General features: G+C 39.1%; 10 protein-coding genes and 1 pseudogene. 6 read left to right on the top strand and 5 right to left on the bottom strand.

The features are described from left to right. The first annotated feature begins 27 nt into the window (after window positions 1-27). Together rpoC and BMX01_RS06870 are read left to right on the top strand one after the other, a co-directional pair. Window positions 28-4290 carry a DNA-directed RNA polymerase subunit beta' gene (rpoC, locus tag BMX01_RS06865; RefSeq protein WP_064082409.1) on the top strand — a complete coding sequence of 1421 codons (4263 nt, stop codon included), beginning with the start codon at window positions 28-30 and terminating at the stop codon, window positions 4288-4290. 248 nt (window positions 4291-4538) lie between these two features. Next, window positions 4539-5753 (top strand): aromatic amino acid transport family protein, encoded by a 1215-nt coding sequence (locus BMX01_RS06870; protein WP_064082408.1) that lies wholly within the window; start codon window positions 4539-4541, stop codon window positions 5751-5753. An 85-nt stretch (window positions 5754-5838) separates the two neighbouring features. Here BMX01_RS06870 and BMX01_RS06875 read toward each other — a convergent pair whose 3' ends face one another. Continuing rightward, entirely contained in the window at window positions 5839-7005 is a 1167-nt protein-coding gene (locus BMX01_RS06875; protein ID WP_064082407.1) for an FAD-dependent oxidoreductase, read from the bottom strand. Window positions 7006-7157: 152 nt separating this feature from the next. Here BMX01_RS06875 and BMX01_RS06880 point away from each other — a divergent pair. Both BMX01_RS06880 and BMX01_RS06885 read left to right on the top strand, forming a co-directional pair. Continuing rightward, a pseudogene (locus BMX01_RS06880) lies at window positions 7158-8687 on the top strand (YifB family Mg chelatase-like AAA ATPase). A 158-nt stretch (window positions 8688-8845) separates the two neighbouring features. Then, complete coding sequence (locus BMX01_RS06885) at window positions 8846-9475, top strand: BamJ family beta-barrel-assembly machinery protein (RefSeq protein ID WP_064083381.1); 630 nt, start codon at window positions 8846-8848, stop codon at window positions 9473-9475. Between the two features lie 69 nt (window positions 9476-9544). Here the strand turns inward: BMX01_RS06885 and araD are convergent, their stop codons facing one another. From araD to ulaG, 4 genes are all read right to left on the bottom strand, one after another. Beyond that, complete coding sequence (araD, locus tag BMX01_RS06890) at window positions 9545-10258, bottom strand: L-ribulose-5-phosphate 4-epimerase (RefSeq protein WP_064082405.1); 714 nt, start codon at window positions 10256-10258, stop codon at window positions 9545-9547. Next, window positions 10252-11112: an L-ribulose-5-phosphate 3-epimerase gene (locus BMX01_RS06895; RefSeq protein ID WP_064082404.1), complete on the bottom strand. Its 861-nt coding sequence runs from the start codon at window positions 11110-11112 to the stop codon at window positions 10252-10254. The genes araD and BMX01_RS06895 overlap by 7 nt, the downstream gene beginning before the upstream one ends. Before the next feature lie 92 nt (window positions 11113-11204). After that, on the bottom strand, window positions 11205-11954 hold the full coding sequence (gene ulaR / locus BMX01_RS06900; protein ID WP_064082403.1) for an HTH-type transcriptional regulator UlaR: 750 nt from the start codon (window positions 11952-11954) through the stop codon (window positions 11205-11207). Window positions 11955-12052: 98 nt separating this feature from the next. Further along, on the bottom strand, window positions 12053-13144 hold the full coding sequence (gene ulaG, locus BMX01_RS06905) for an L-ascorbate 6-phosphate lactonase (protein ID WP_064082402.1): 1092 nt from the start codon (window positions 13142-13144) through the stop codon (window positions 12053-12055). Window positions 13145-13603: 459 nt separating this feature from the next. Here ulaG and BMX01_RS06910 point away from each other — a divergent pair, with 459 nt between their 5' ends. Together BMX01_RS06910 and BMX01_RS06915 are read left to right on the top strand one after the other, a co-directional pair. Further along, entirely contained in the window at window positions 13604-15421 is a 1818-nt protein-coding gene (locus tag BMX01_RS06910; protein WP_064082401.1) for a PTS ascorbate-specific subunit IIBC, read from the top strand. Between the two features lie 68 nt (window positions 15422-15489). Then, a complete protein-coding gene (locus tag BMX01_RS06915; protein WP_064082400.1) occupies window positions 15490-15957 on the top strand; it encodes a PTS sugar transporter subunit IIA in 468 nt (155 codons plus the stop codon). Window positions 15958-15977 lie beyond the last annotated feature (20 nt).

Consider the following 15977-nt stretch of genomic DNA (forward strand, 5'->3'; position numbering starts at 1 on the left):
ACTTTAATTCCTCACTAGGGGCAAAAAGTGAAAGACTTAGTAAAGTTTTTAAAAGCACAATCTAAATCAAATGACGATTTTGATGTGATTAAAATCGGCTTAGCATCGCCAGACAAGATCCGTTCGTGGTCTTTTGGTGAAGTGAAAAAACCAGAAACTATTAATTATCGTACGTTCAAACCTGAACGTGATGGTCTTTTTTGTGCGCGTATTTTTGGACCGGTAAAAGATTACGAATGTTTATGTGGAAAATATAAACGTTTAAAACACCGTGGTGTTATTTGCGAAAAATGTGGTGTTGAAGTAACACAAACTAAAGTCAGACGTGATCGTATGGGGCACATTGAATTAGCGTGTCCAGTTGCGCATATTTGGTTCTTAAAATCGCTACCATCTCGTATTGGTCTAATTTTAGATATGCCATTACGTGATATTGAACGTGTGCTTTATTTTGAATCATACGTGGTAACCGAACCGGGGATGACTGATTTAGAGAAAAACCAGTTATTAACCGAAGAACAATATTTGGAAGCAGAAGAACGTTGGGGCGATGAATTTGATGCGAAAATGGGCGCTGAAGGTATTCAAGTGCTGTTACGCGATATGGATTTAGAGCACCAATGTGAAGTGATGCGTGAAGAGTTACAAGAAACAAATTCAGAAACTAAGCGTAAAAAAATCACTAAACGTTTAAAATTACTAGAAGCGTTCCAACAATCAGGTAATAAACCAGAATGGATGGTAATGACTGTATTACCAGTGCTTCCGCCAGATTTACGCCCATTAGTACCGCTTGATGGTGGTCGTTTTGCAACTTCAGATTTAAATGATTTATATCGTCGTGTGATTAACCGAAATAATCGATTAAAACGCTTATTAGACTTAGTTGCGCCCGATATTATCGTACGTAACGAAAAAAGAATGTTACAAGAATCTGTCGATGCCTTATTAGATAATGGACGTCGTGGTCGTGCGATTACAGGTTCTAACAAACGCCCATTAAAATCGTTAGCCGATATGATTAAGGGTAAACAAGGACGTTTCCGTCAGAACTTACTGGGTAAACGTGTTGATTATTCAGGCCGTTCAGTAATTACAGTTGGTCCATACTTGCACTTACATCAATGTGGTTTACCTAAAAAAATGGCATTGGAATTATTCCGCCCATTTATCTACTCTAAATTAGAATCACGTGGTATTGCATCAACCATCAAAGCTGCAAAGAAAATGGTTGAACGTGAAGAGCCGATTGTATGGGATATTTTAGCGGAAGTAATCCGTGAACATCCAATTCTGCTCAACCGTGCGCCAACACTTCACCGTTTAGGTATTCAGGCATTTGAACCATTGTTGATCGAAGGTAAAGCTATCCAATTACACCCACTTGTGTGTGCAGCATTCAATGCGGACTTTGATGGCGACCAAATGGCTGTTCATGTACCGTTAACATTAGAAGCACAGTTGGAAGCGCGTGCGTTAATGATGTCAACTAACAACGTCCTTTCACCTGCAAGTGGTGACCCAATCATTGTGCCTTCTCAGGACGTGGTATTAGGTCTTTACTATATGACACGTGCTAAAGTGAATGGTAAAGGCGAAGGAATGTATTTCCTTGACCCGCGTGAAGCAGAAAAAGCATATCGTACAGGTCAAGTAGAATTACACGCGCGCGTAAAAGTACGTATTACAGAATATAGCAAGAATGAAGCGGGCGAATTTTTAGCAGAAACTAATTTAGTGGATACCACTATTGGCCGTGCTATTTTGTGGATGATTGCACCAAAAGGTATGCCATTCTCAGTGTTCAACCAAACATTGGGTAAAAAAGCCATTTCAAAATTAATTAATGAAAGCTACCGCCGTTTAGGTTTAAAAGAATCTGTTATTTTGGCTGACCAAATTATGTATACCGGTTTTGCATATGCTGCACGTTCAGGTGTCTCGGTTGGTATTGATGATATGGTTATTCCGGCACAGAAAAATGACATTATCACTGCCGCTGAAGCTGAAGTTGCCGAAATTCAAGAGCAATTTAACTCTGGTTTAGTGACCGCAGGCGAACGTTATAACAAAGTTATTGATATTTGGGCAGCAGCGAATGAACGTGTTGCGAAAGCAATGATGGAAAACTTATCAACTGAAGAAATGCTCAATCGTGAAGGTAATCCAGAAAAACAAGCATCATTTAATAGCATCTTTATGATGGCAGATTCCGGTGCGCGTGGTTCTGCGGTACAGATTCGTCAGTTGGCAGGTATGCGTGGTCTAATGGCGCGTCCAGATGGCTCGATTATCGAAACGCCAATCACGGCAAACTTCCGTGAAGGCTTAAACGTTCTTCAATACTTTATTTCAACGCACGGTGCACGTAAAGGTCTTGCCGATACCGCATTGAAAACCGCTAACTCGGGTTATTTAACTCGTCGTTTAGTGGACGTTGCTCAAGATTTAGTGATCACGGAAGACGATTGTGGTACGCACGAAGGTATCGTAATGACATCACTTATTGAAGGTGGTGATGTAAAAGAAGCATTACGTGATCGCGTATTAGGTCGTGTGGTTGCTGAAGATGTATTGAAACCAGGTACTGAACAAATATTGATCCCACGTAATACCTTAATTGATGAAAAATGGTGTGATGTGATTGATGTAGAATCAGTAGACGTGATCAAAGTACGTTCAGTCGTAACCTGTAATACAGATTTTGGCGTGTGTGCGAAATGTTATGGCCGTGATTTAGCACGTGGTCACTTCATTAATCAAGGTGAAGCGGTTGGTGTGATTGCTGCACAATCAATCGGTGAACCGGGTACACAGTTAACGATGCGTACTTTCCACATTGGTGGTGCGGCTTCTGCAGCAGCGAAAGAATCAAGCATTCAGGTAAAAAATGCCGGTACGATTAAATTAGCTAATGCTAAATTTGTTACCAATAAAGAAGGTAAGATTGTATTAACTTCACGTAATACTGAATTAACTGTGATCGACACTTTCGGGCGTACCAAAGAAAACTATAAAGTACCTTACGGTGCAGTGCTTTCTAAAAATGATGGCGCAGAAGTGGGAGTAGGTGAAATTGTGGCGAATTGGGACCCACATACAATGCCGGTTATTTCAGAGGTATCAGGTCGTATCCAATTCAGCGATATTGTTGATGGTTTAACGGTTGCCCGTCAAACAGATGACTTGACAGGTTTATCATCAATTGTTGTGCAAGATGTAGGTGAACGTGCTACAGCAGGTAAAGACTTACGCCCAGCATTGCGCTTAGTAGATGCAAAAGGTAATGATATCTTTATTCCTGGCACTGATGTTGCTGCACAATATTTCTTACCAGGTAAAGCGATTGTTACGTTAGATGATGGTGCAGAAATTGCCGTTGGTGAAGCTTTAGCGCGTATTCCACAAGAATCTGTAGGAACTAAAGATATTACGGGTGGTTTACCTCGCGTGGCTGACTTATTTGAAGCGCGTAAACCAAAAGAGCCCGCAATTCTGGCAGAAATTTCAGGTATTGTGTCATTTGGTAAAGAAACCAAAGGTAAACGTCGCTTAGTGATTACTCCTGCGGAAGGTGAAGCGTTTGAAGAAATGATTCCTAAATGGCGTCAGCTCAACGTTTTCGAAGGCGAGATGGTACAACGTGGTGATATTATCTCTGATGGCGCGGAAACACCGCACGATATTTTACGTTTACGTGGCGTGCATGCCGTAACCGATTATATTGTGAATGAAGTGCAAGAAGTTTACCGCTTACAAGGGGTAAAAATTAATGATAAGCATATTGAAGTGATTGTGCGCCAGATGTTGCGTAAAGCGGTGATTACTAATGCTTACGATAGCGAGTTCCTAGAAGGCGAACAAGTTGAAGTCGCACGTGTTAAAATTGCTAACCGTAAACGCGCTGAAGAAGGCAAACCGTTGGTTGAATTTGAACGTGAATTGCTTGGTATTACCAAAGCATCACTTGCGACTGAATCATTCATTTCTGCCGCATCGTTCCAAGAAACTACCCGTGTCTTAACTGAAGCAGCAGTGGCTGGTAAACGTGATGAATTACGTGGCTTGAAAGAGAACGTGATTGTTGGTCGTTTAATTCCTGCTGGTACAGGCTTTGCTTATCACCAAGCGCGTGCTAAAAAGCGTGTAGTGGCTGAACAGCCATTTGAAATGCCAGTAAGCAAAAACGCATTTGCCACAGAAGCGGATATTGAAGCTGAATTTGAGTTTGTTGCAGATGAAGCGACCCAAAATTTAGCGGCATTATTAAATGCGACAGATGAAGAATAAGCGATAGCGTTTATTTGAAAAAGAAAAAAGCTAGGTAATTTACCTAGCTTTTTTATGTCTGAATGTAAGCCTAAATATCTCTTTAATATTAATTTATTTTATTGCAAATATAGATTGCATTAAAAATTTTTCGCAAATTTTCCTGATTTAGTGGGCAATATCTCTTACATTGCTGTAACGAATGGGGTACACTAATCGTCTAATATAATATGCAAACGATTATCTATTAATATAAAAAGGTAGTGATTATGAATAAAACTTTAGGCAGTACATTATTGGTTTCAGGGACGATGATTGGTGGTGGTATGTTGGCTATGCCATTGACGTCAGCAGGTATTGGTTTTTGTTTAACTTTAGTATTATTGGTCGTGCTGTGGATATTGCTTACTTATAGTGCCTTATTATTTGTGGAAGTATATCAAACTGCAGAACATGATGTTGGCATTGGCACATTAGCGGCGCGATATTTTGGTAAAACAGGAAGAGTCATTGCTACGTTAGTATTAATGGTCTTTTTGTATGCGTTGTTATCCGCTTATGTTACGGGCGGTGGTAATATTTTAGCGTCAATGTTTCCAGCTGCGCCTGATCATTTAATGACAGAGAAAATTGCGATAGTCATGTTTACGATAATTTTTGGTGCTTTTATTGTTTTTGGCACTAAAAGTGTTGATAGTATTAACCGTTTTTTGTTTTTTATTATGTTAGCTGGTTTAGCGTTGGTTTTGTTTGCTTTAATGCCGTTTATTCAGATAGATAATTTACTCGCAATGCCTGTGGATAACTTATTATTAGTTTCTGCTAGCCCGATCTTTTTCACCGCTTTTGGATTTCATGGCTCTATTCCAAGTTTAAATAATTATTTAAATGGTAATGTGAAAGCATTACGTTTTGCTATTATAGTTGGTTCATTGATTACCTTAATGGTTTATATTTTATGGCAAATGGCGACCCACGGTTTATTAAGTCAAACGACATTTCTTGATATCTTACAGAAAGATCCAACCTTGAATGGTTTAGTCGTGGCAACGGCGCAGACAACTGGCAGTAATATTATTGGTTATATAGTGAAGTTTTTCTCGGCATTTGCCTTAATCACTTCTTTTTTGGGGGTTGCGCTTGGCTTATTTGAATGTATTAACGATTTATTAAAGCAATCATTTAATTTTGCATCAAATCGTTTAAATGTTGGCTTACTGACTTTCTCGCCACCATTATTATTTGCATTGTTTTATCCGGAGGGCTTTGTGTTAGCTTTACGTTATGCTGGGCAAATGTTTGCGTTTTATGCTGTAGTGTTGCCGGTGTTATTAGTCTGGAAAGTTCGTCAACAACACCCTAATTTGCCTTATCGAGTATGGGGCGGCAATGTATTACTCTGGTTAGTGGCTTTACTTGGTATTGTCATCACGTGCATTCCTTTTATGGTAAAAACAGGTTGTTTACCTACAGTGGTAGGGTAGTGAATCGGCGCACAATGCGGTTGAATTGAGCAAAAATTTTGCCATTTTCGACCGCATTTTAATGTTATAGACAAGAAATAATCGGCTATTTAAGCCCAATCGCATACTTCAATGCTTGTTTTTTGAGTGGGGTGATTTTCTCTGCCAACATTAAAGCCAGATTGCGCATCACTTTAACGGGTAATAATTCGCTTTTAAATGCTTTGTAAAATAAGTCCATACTAGTCTGCATAATCAAATTATCTGCTTTGCGTTGTTGTTGATACTGTTTTAACACTTGTTCATCAGCAAAAGATGGCCCTTTTTCGAGCGCTTGGCGGATCACCTCAAGTAATACTTTTACGTCTTTAAAACCTAAATTGACCCCTTGCCCTGCTAACGGATTAATCGTGTGGGCGGCGTCTCCAATCAATACCACCCCATTGTGTGTATAGTGTTGTGCATGTTGGCGAGTGAGTGGAAAACTGCCAGCTTGTATCACTTCTATTTCACCTAAGCGCGCAGGAAAGTTTTGCATAATGGTTAATGCTAATTGTTCAGGTGATAACTGTGTTAGTTCGGCAACCCGCTGTGGCGCATCGTACCAAACGACACAACCATTTTGATCTGCAAGCGGTAAAAAAGCACGTGGACCTGTTGGAAAGAATTGTTGCCAAGTAACAGATTGAGTGGGTAAAGCAGTTTTAACTGTCGCGAGTAAACAGTGTTGCCGATATTGCCAGCTAGTTAGCCCGATTCCTGCCCAATGGCGAACTTGAGAGTTAGCGCCATCTGCGGCAATGATTAATGAGGTAGAGAAAGTTTGATCGTCAACCGTGATTGTCCAGCCAGCAGAATGATATTCAGCAGTAAGTTCGGTAAAACCAACTATTTGTTGGCAGTTGGGGTAGTGGTTAAGTGCCTGCCATAAACTCATTTGAATGAGCTTATTTTCGACCATAAAACCTAAGGTGTCTAGACCAATTTCCTCCGCAGTAAAGCGGGTGCTAAAGCCTTCAACTTCCCAAGTTTCCAAGCTATCGTAACGGCAAACACGCATTGCTTGGATCTGTTGCCATACACCTAATTCTGCTAATAAATTTACGGAAGCAATGCTAATTGCAGAAATACGTAAGTCATAAGCAGAATCCGGTTGAAAGAGGGGTAATGGTTTTTTTTCAATCAACGCAATGTTTAAGCCTAACTTTGCCAATCCTAAAGCAGTTGCTGCCCCGACCATACCGCCACCAATAATAATCACATCTTTTTTCATCGTTGCTTCTCTTGCTGATTTGATGATGCCTATTATCAAACTTTTTTCAAGTAATCAAAAATGATTTTTGCGATCACGATCGTGAAAGTGATGTTTGCTACTGTTATTTACGGAGAATCGTTTTACGCTTATGCAAAATTTTAGGAGGGAAAATGTCATTAGCGATTGTATATAGTCGAGCTTCAATGGGGGGTGAAGCTCCATTAGTCACGATTGAAGTGCATTTAAGCAATGGTAAACCGGGCTTAACTATTGTTGGGTTGCTTGAAACGACCGTCAAAGAAGCAGGTGATAGGGTACGTAGTGCGTTAATGAATGCCAATTTTCTTTATCCACCGCAACGGATTACGATTAATTTAGCGCCAGCAGATTTACCCAAAGAAGGCGGTCGTTTTGATTTACCGATTGCGATCGGTATTTTAGCTGCTTCGGGGCAAATGGATTCAGAGAAACTAAAAGAATTTGAGTTACTTGGGGAGCTTGCGTTAACCGGTGGTTTGCGAGCAGTACATGGCGTTATTCCGGCAGTGATTGCCGCTGATCAAGCACATCGGCAAATGATTATTGCAGCACCGAATGCGAATGAAGCTTCGTTAGTATCAAACGTAGAAACCTACTTTGCACATTCACTTTTGGAAGTGGTTAATTTTATGAATAAGCGGGAAAATTTACCGATTGCGCAACAAGTTAATCAACAGTCAGAGCAAAATCGACCGCTTATAAAGCGTGATTTGACCGATATTATTGGCCAACAACACGCCAAAAGGGCATTAATGATTGCAGCAGCAGGATAGCATAATTTATTGCTTTTAGGTCCACCAGGCACAGGAAAAACAATGTTGGCTAGCCGTTTAGCTGATTTATTACCCACTATGTTAAACAGTGAGGCGATTGAGACCGCATCGATAACGAGTTTGGTGCAAAATGAACTTAATTTTCATAATTGGAAAGAACGCCCTTTTAGAGCACCACACCATAGCGCCTCAATGGTGGCATTAGTTGGTGGAGGCTCAATTCCTAAGCCTGGTGAGATTTCATTAGCACACAATGGTGTGCTTTTTTTAGATGAACTGCCAGAATTTCAGCGAAAAGTACTTGATGCCTTGCGACAACCGTTAGAATCGGGTGAAATTATTATTTCACGTGCAAATGCTAAGGTGCAATTTCCTGCGCGTTTTCAATTAATTGCGGCGATGAATCCAAGCCCAACAGGGCATTATCAGGGGACGCATAATCGCGTTTCCCCTCAACAAATAATGCGTTATCTTAATCGGCTATCAGGACCATTTTTAGACCGGTTTGATCTCTCAATTGAGGTGCCATTATTACCGCAAGGTGCATTACAAAATGGAAAAAATCGAGGTGAAACCACCGCACAAGTGCATCAGCGGGTAGTTTGGGCGAGAGCGTTACAAATGGAACGAGCGGGCAAAATTAACGCTCAGTTAACGACACGTGAGATTGAACGTGATTGTTCTTTATCTGAACAAGATGCGCTATTTTTAGAATCGGCATTAGCCAAATTAGGGCTTTCAGTGCGGGCTTATCATCGGATTTTAAAGGTGTCACGCACTATTGCAGATTTAGCGAATGAATCACAGATTCAGCAAGTCCATTTAGCTGAGGCGTTGGGGTATCGAGCAATGGATCGGTTATTGCAACGTTTACAGGCAGATATATAACATTATCCAGTTAAAGGTAGCAAATTAAGGTTAATGCGGAGCAGAAAGTAGTTAATTGTGTAAAGTTTTCTTAGTTAAATAATCGTTTTGCCTTGTTTTATTGAAATAAGTCCCCATAAAGTTGTTGGTCTTTTATGTTTAAACACAAGGAATAAATAATGGCATTAGATTTTAGTTCAGTTGCATTAGAAAGTACTGAAGCAAAAGGTGGTTATGGTATCGGGTTACAAATTGGTCAACAATTATTAGCAAGCGGTATGGACGTTGATGCGGAAGCAGTTGCGCGTCGTCTTAATGATGTGTTAAATCAAAATCCGCCAGCAGTTGATTTAAATGAGGTAACTAAAGCGTTACAAGAATTAGGTCAACGTGCAGAAACCGCACAAGCGGAAGCATTTGAAGTGATTAAAGCGGAAAACGAAGCTTTTTTAGCAGGAAATAAAAAAGCAAAAGGTGTCGTTGTAACTGAATCAGGTTTGCAATATGAAGTATTGACTGAAGGCACGGGCGAGAAACCAACAGCAGATAGTACGGTACGTGTACATTATACGGGTTCTTTGATTGATGGCACGGTATTTGATAGTTCGGTACAACGTGGCATGCCAGCAGAATTTCCGGTAGGTGGTGTAATTAAAGGTTGGACTGAAGCATTACAATTAATGACAACCGGTTCAAAATGGCGTTTAACTATTCCTCAAGAGTTAGCCTATGGTGAGCGTGGTGCAGGCGCATCAATTCCGCCATTTGCAACGTTAATCTTTGAAGTGGAGTTATTAGAGATTATTTAATTTTGCATATAGCTATGCGGATTATTAAGTAACTAAAAAGCCCTAAGCGATCACTTAGGGCTTTTTAGTTTATTGGCCGTAATAGGCATTTTTGCCGTGTTTACGCAAGTAATGTTTGTCGAGCAATTCTTGTTGCATTGAACTAATATTTGGCTGTAGCTGATGGCTGACAAAATTCATATAGGCGACTTCTTCTAAGACGACAGAATTATGTACTGCATCGTGAGCATTTTTTCCCCAAGTAAATGGTCCATGAGAATGCACCAATACTCCAGGGACCATATCAGGATCAATATTACGTGTACGGAACGTTTCGATGACTACTTTACCGGTTTCTAATTCATATTCGCCTGCAATTTCAGCAGGGGTCATTTGTCGGGTACAAGGGATTGAACCGTAAAAATAATCGCCTTGAGTTGTGCCTAGTGCCAAGATATCTCGACCAGCTTGTGCCCAAGCTGTTGCATGGCGTGAATGGGTATGCACTACGCCGCCAATATTGGCAAAAGCACGATAAAAGGCTAAATGAGTGGCGGTATCAGAAGAGGGTTTTTTGTCGCCGAATACGCGATTACCATCTAGATCAACTAATACGATATCTTCGACTGTCATAGTGTCGTATTCAACACCGGAAGGTTTGATAGCAACATAGCCTGTTTCGCGATCGATTTCGCTGACGTTGCCCCAGGTAAATGTGATGAGTTTATATTTGGGTAAATCTAGATTAGCGTTAAATACTCGCTCACGCATAGCGGTTAGTTTAGCGGATAATTCAGTTAACATTCAAAACCACCCTCTTTCATTTTTTGTTCAATCCAACGCCGTGCATTGATAATTTCGGCAATCGGTTCTTCAGCTTTTTCTGTCCACATTTCAATTAAAAAAGCACCACGATAATTTAGTTTAGCTAATATTTCAAAGAAACCTTTAAAGTCAACGCAACCATCACCAAAGGGTACATCTCGGAATTGACCTGCACAATCTTTGGTGACTTTATAGGTGTCTTTTAAATGAATAGCGGAGATTTTATTGATGCCTAATGCAAGTTCTTGTTCAATGTTATCATTCCAAGCGGATAGGTTGCCGATATCAGGATAAACCGTAAACCACGGTGAGTTAATCATTTCATCCCATTTTTTCCAACGACTGATTGAACTCATAAAGGGGGTGTCCATAATTTCGACGGCTAGTGTGACTTGGTTACTGGCGGCTAATTCAACTGCCCAAGCTAAGCCTTGTTGGAAACGTTCAATGGTTCCTTGATCTTGTTCTTCATAATAGACATCGTAGCCAGCTAATTGAATGGTGCGAATACCTGTATCTACAGCAAATTGAATCGCCTTTGCCATAATTTCATAAGCTTTCTCGCGGGTTGCTTGATCTCGTGCGCCAAATGGAAAACGGCGATGGCCTGACAAACACATAGAAGGGATAGTGATGCCTGTGGTAACGATGGAATTGACTAAGGCAAGACGCTGTTCTTTACTCCACTCTAAACGAGCTAAACGTTCATCTGTTTCGTCGATAGACATTTCTACAAAATCAAACCCACATGATTTTGCAATTGAAAGCCGATCTTGCCAAGAAATATTTTTTGGCAATGCTTTTTCATAAATACCTAATTTGTATTTTCTCATTTCAACCCCTTGGTTTGTAAGAAAATGTTTTCAATTTATATGTAATCACTCACTAATACAGCAAACGGTAACAAAAGTATGTTTTCTGACCGCTAGGCAAGCATAATTTCTAAGCCTTGCTCGCGCAGTTCTTTAATCACGGTCGCATCTGCTTCTTTACCGGTAATTAATAAGTCAATTTTGCTAATATCGCGGAATAACATACCCACTTCAGCATCTAATTTTGAGCTATCTAATAGCACGACGTATTTACTTGCTTTAGAAGACATTTGTGCTTCAGAGTTTGCAATAATCATATCGGTTTTAAATAAGCCATCAGTAGTAAAACTGCGACCGCTTGTAAACATAATATTAGCGGCGTAAACAAACTCTTTTTGTTGATTGAGCGATAGTGTTACCTTTTTTTCTTTATTATATTGTCCGCCTATAATCACGACATCATCGTGTTGTTGTTCAATTAAGTAATTAGCAAGCGGTAGAGAATTGGTAATAATTTGTACATTTCGACCGCATAGTTGTTGCCCTAATAGTTGCATTGTTGTGCCACAAGTCATAATGATGCTGTCATCATCTCGACATAAATTACTTGCCATTTTTGCAATCCGCGTTTTTTCTGCTAATTGTGTAATGGTCGTTGGTTCACTTACTTGTACAATGCAAGAATTGATCGCTTCTGCACCATTTCTTACTTTTCGTAATTTGTTTTGTTCACTTAATTTATTAATATCGCGCCTTGCCGTGGCGGGCGAAACATTTAACAACTCCATAATTTCTAAAGTAGAAAGCATTTGCTTGGCTTCTAGTATGGAAAGTAATTTCTTATGTCTAAAATTTTCGTTCATTATCATATTCCTTTTGTTACACCGCGCTATTCTAAACTATGATAAATGAACGTAAAAGGAAACCACTCTTAAAAAAGGTTTAAGAGTGGTTTTTATAGTTAAAGAATAGATTTGAATGGGACGTTTGGTTCTTGTTCAAAGCAATCATCAAAACCACGAGGGTGATGATATTCAATTAGATCTTTATCGCGTGGGTAAACATATTTACCGCCAACTTCCCAAATGAAGGGGTGGAATTGGTATTGTAAGCGATCTTTACGCATACGATAAAGCTCAAGAATCTCATTAGTGCTTGCCATAAAGTTAGTCCAAATATCGTGGTGAACAGGAATAACGACTTTGGTACGTAAACATTCTGCCATACGGAGAATATCAACAGAGGTCATTTTGTCTTGAATACCTAATGGATTTTCGCCGTAGCTACCTAGCGCTACATCAATATCATAATCTTTACCGTGTTTTGCATAGTAAATGGAGTAGTGTGAATCACCTGAATGATAGATATTGCCACCTGGCGTTTTAATTAAATAATTGACCGCTTTTAAGCCCATCTCTTCATCACTTGGGCAGATGCCATTTAATTCACCTCCATTATCTTCCGCACCGCGCGCAGGTAATGTGACTAAACAAGTACGGTCAAAGGAATCTAATGCGATCAATTCTAAATCTTTGATTTTAATACTATCGCCTGGTTTAACTACGATACAACGTTCTACTGGCACGCCCCATTTTGTCCACATATTGACACAGTATTGAGGGCCGATGAATTTGACATGGTCTAATGCTGGATTATTGATAACTGCGGCAGCAACATTAACGTCAATATGGTCATTATGATAGTGAGTTGCTACGATGGCATCAACTTGATTGATGGCGAATGGATCGATAACGCCTACAGAGTTACGCAAGTTTGGTTGTAATTTACGTACACCCGCCATATTAGCCATTTGGTGACCACGCACCATATCTTTTACTTTCTTAGTGGCTTTGCCTCGACCACACCATAAATCAATACAAAGATTCGCACTTGCAGGTGTTTTTACCCATAAACCGACACAGCCTAGCCACCACATAGCAACATTATTGGCTGGTACTTCTTCTAATTCAATTTCTTCATTTAACCAAGTTCCCCATTCTGGAAATGTTGAAAGAATCCAACTTTCTCTGGTAATTTCACTCACTTTACTCATTTCTTTCTCCTAATTTAATTTATTAAATTGTTAAGGTTTAAATCTTAAATAATCACATATAATCATAAATCATCATTACTATTTTTCAAATAACTTTTTTCTAGTTTGTGATGTAGATCTCAATTTACTTAAAGTTATGGCAATTTAATTAAATTTCAGCGTTCTATTCCACGAATATTTATTATTTTTTAACAAATTATTAATAAGTGGGTAAATAACTTGCTTTAATAAATTGAATTTTTCAATTTGTAAGTTTATTTGAAAAATAAAATGTGACTTTGCTCACAAATAATCAAAAACAATCTTTTTTACTTTAAATTTACTGTTTATCATTTTATAGGGTTAGAGAAATAAACATTATGTGATTTATTTATTATTTTTTACCTAACGAAATGAATATAATGCAGTCTGGCTAGATTGCAGAATACACACTCAACATATTAAATAGAGAGGATCACTATGGATACATTAATGAGTATCTTTATGGCGATTAATGACCAAATTCTATCTAAAGCTCCATTATTATTAGGTTTGGTTGCTTGTATTGGTTATATTTTTCTTAAGAAAGATTCAACCACAATTTTGAAAGGTACGATTAAAACTATTGTTGGTTTTATGTTAGTACAAGTGGGATCAGGTACATTGGTACAAAATTTTAAGCCCGTGATTGAAGGCTTATCTAAATACCATAATTTGAAAGGCGCGGTAATTGATCCTTATACTAGCTGGCAAGCCACCATTAGCACAATGGGAGATGGTTATGCTTATGTTGGTTATGCGGTTATTTTGGCGTTATTCCTTAATATTTTATTAGTATTATTCCGGCGGATAACTGGCATACGTACAATTATGCTAACCGGCCATATTATGTTCCAACAGGCTGGCTTGATAGCGGTTATTTTCTGGGTGTTAAATGCGAAACCTTGGGAAATTGTTATTTATACCGCGATTATTATGGCGTTATATTGGGGTATTTTCTCCAATATGATGTATCAAGCTACTCAGCAAGTGACTGGCGGTGCAGGTTTCTCTATTGGTCACCAACAACAATTTGCTTCTTGGCTAGCGGCTAAAATTGCTCCTAAATTGGGTAATAAGGAACAAACGGTTGATAAATTAAACTTGCCAAAATGGTTACATATTTTCCACGATAGTATTTCAGCAACGGCTATTGTGATGACCGTTTTCTTTGGCATTATTTTATTATCATTTGGTTTAGATAATTTACAACAAATGGCGGGTAAAACGCATTGGTCCATTTATATTATTGAGACTGGATTGAAATTTGCAGTAGCGATTCAAGTGATTGTTTTAGGTGTACGAATGTTTGTCGCAGAGTTATCTGAATCATTTAAAGGTATTTCTGAACGTTTAATTCCAAATGCAGTATTAGCGATTGACTGTGCTGCTACTTATGCTTTTTCACCTAATGCGGTGGTATTTGGTTTTATGTGGGGCGCAATTGGTCAATTTTTAGCGGTTGGTGCTTTAATTGTGTATCAACAATTTGGCGGTGATGCTTCTCCAGCGGTGTTAATTATTCCGGGCTTTATCCCAATGTTCTTCTCCAATGCGACCATTGGTGTCTTTGCTAACCATTTTGGTGGTTGGAAAGCGGTAATGAAAATTTGTTTTGTGATGGGAATTATTGAAGTGCTTGGTTCTGCTTGGGTGGTGAGTCTAATCACTTCAACCGATGCGGGCGCAGGTTTTAATGGCTGGATGGGAATGGCAGACTGGGCATTATTGTTCCCGCCAATTATTCAAGCGATGTTCTTTAGTCCACAAGGTGCGACATTCTTAGTTATTTTATTATCTTTAATCTATATGGCGTTTGCGGGTAAACAGCTACGCGCTGATGAAGCACGTGCGAAAGCAGAAGGTAAAACTGTCGATCAATTATACGGATTTGGTGAGCCTTTGGTAGAACAAACTACGCTTGAAACGAGCGCTTCCCAATCAACAGAAGCGGGTAATGAAGGCGCAAAAGTTGTCCGTATTTTGGCAGTATGTGGTTCGGGACAAGGTTCATCTATGATGATGAAAATGAAGATTAAACAGTATTTAGACAAAAGATCTATTCCAAACATAATGGATTCTTGTGCAGTGACTGACCATAAAGGTAAGGTAAATAGTGTTGATATCATTGTTTGCTCTAAACATTTACAAGGTGAGATTGTGCAAGACGGTCGAGTCTCTGTGCTTGGTGTTCAAAATATGTTGAATCCAAATTCATTTGGCGATGAATTGTTGGCATTAATCAAAAAATATCAATAAATAAATTAGTGTCCATTCAGTTTGAGTGGGCATTTCTCTTACAAATACATATATGAAAGGAAATAAGAATGTTAAAAGAGTCATTGATTGAAAATAATTCGATTCTACTTAATCAGCACGTTGCGGATTGGAGAGCAGCAATTAAGCTAGGTACGGATTTATTAGAAAAAGCGGGAGCAATTGAAGCTCGTTATTATACAAATATTGTCAGTAAAATTGAGGAAATGGGGCCTTATATTATTTTAGCACCTGGCTTAGCAATGCCTCATGCAAGGCCTGAAGAAGGTGTTATTAAAACCTCATTTGCTTTAGTCACTTTAGCAGAACCTGTGTATTTTGATGGTGAAGATGAGCCTGTTTCGGTATTAATTACTTTAGCAGGGAGTGATTCTGATCAACATATAGAAGGTTTAATGGAAGTCACTCAAATTCTAGATGATGCAGAGAGTGATAGCGGTGTGAATCTTGATAAAGTGTTGGCGTGTAAAACGGTGGAAGAGATTTACGCTATGATTGATACGTCGTTAGGCGCTTAAATCACGAACAGTAGTGAAAT

The organism is [Haemophilus] ducreyi, from assembly GCF_900109315.1.
Classification (GTDB): Bacteria; Pseudomonadota; Gammaproteobacteria; order Enterobacterales; family Pasteurellaceae; genus Haemophilus_B; species Haemophilus_B ducreyi.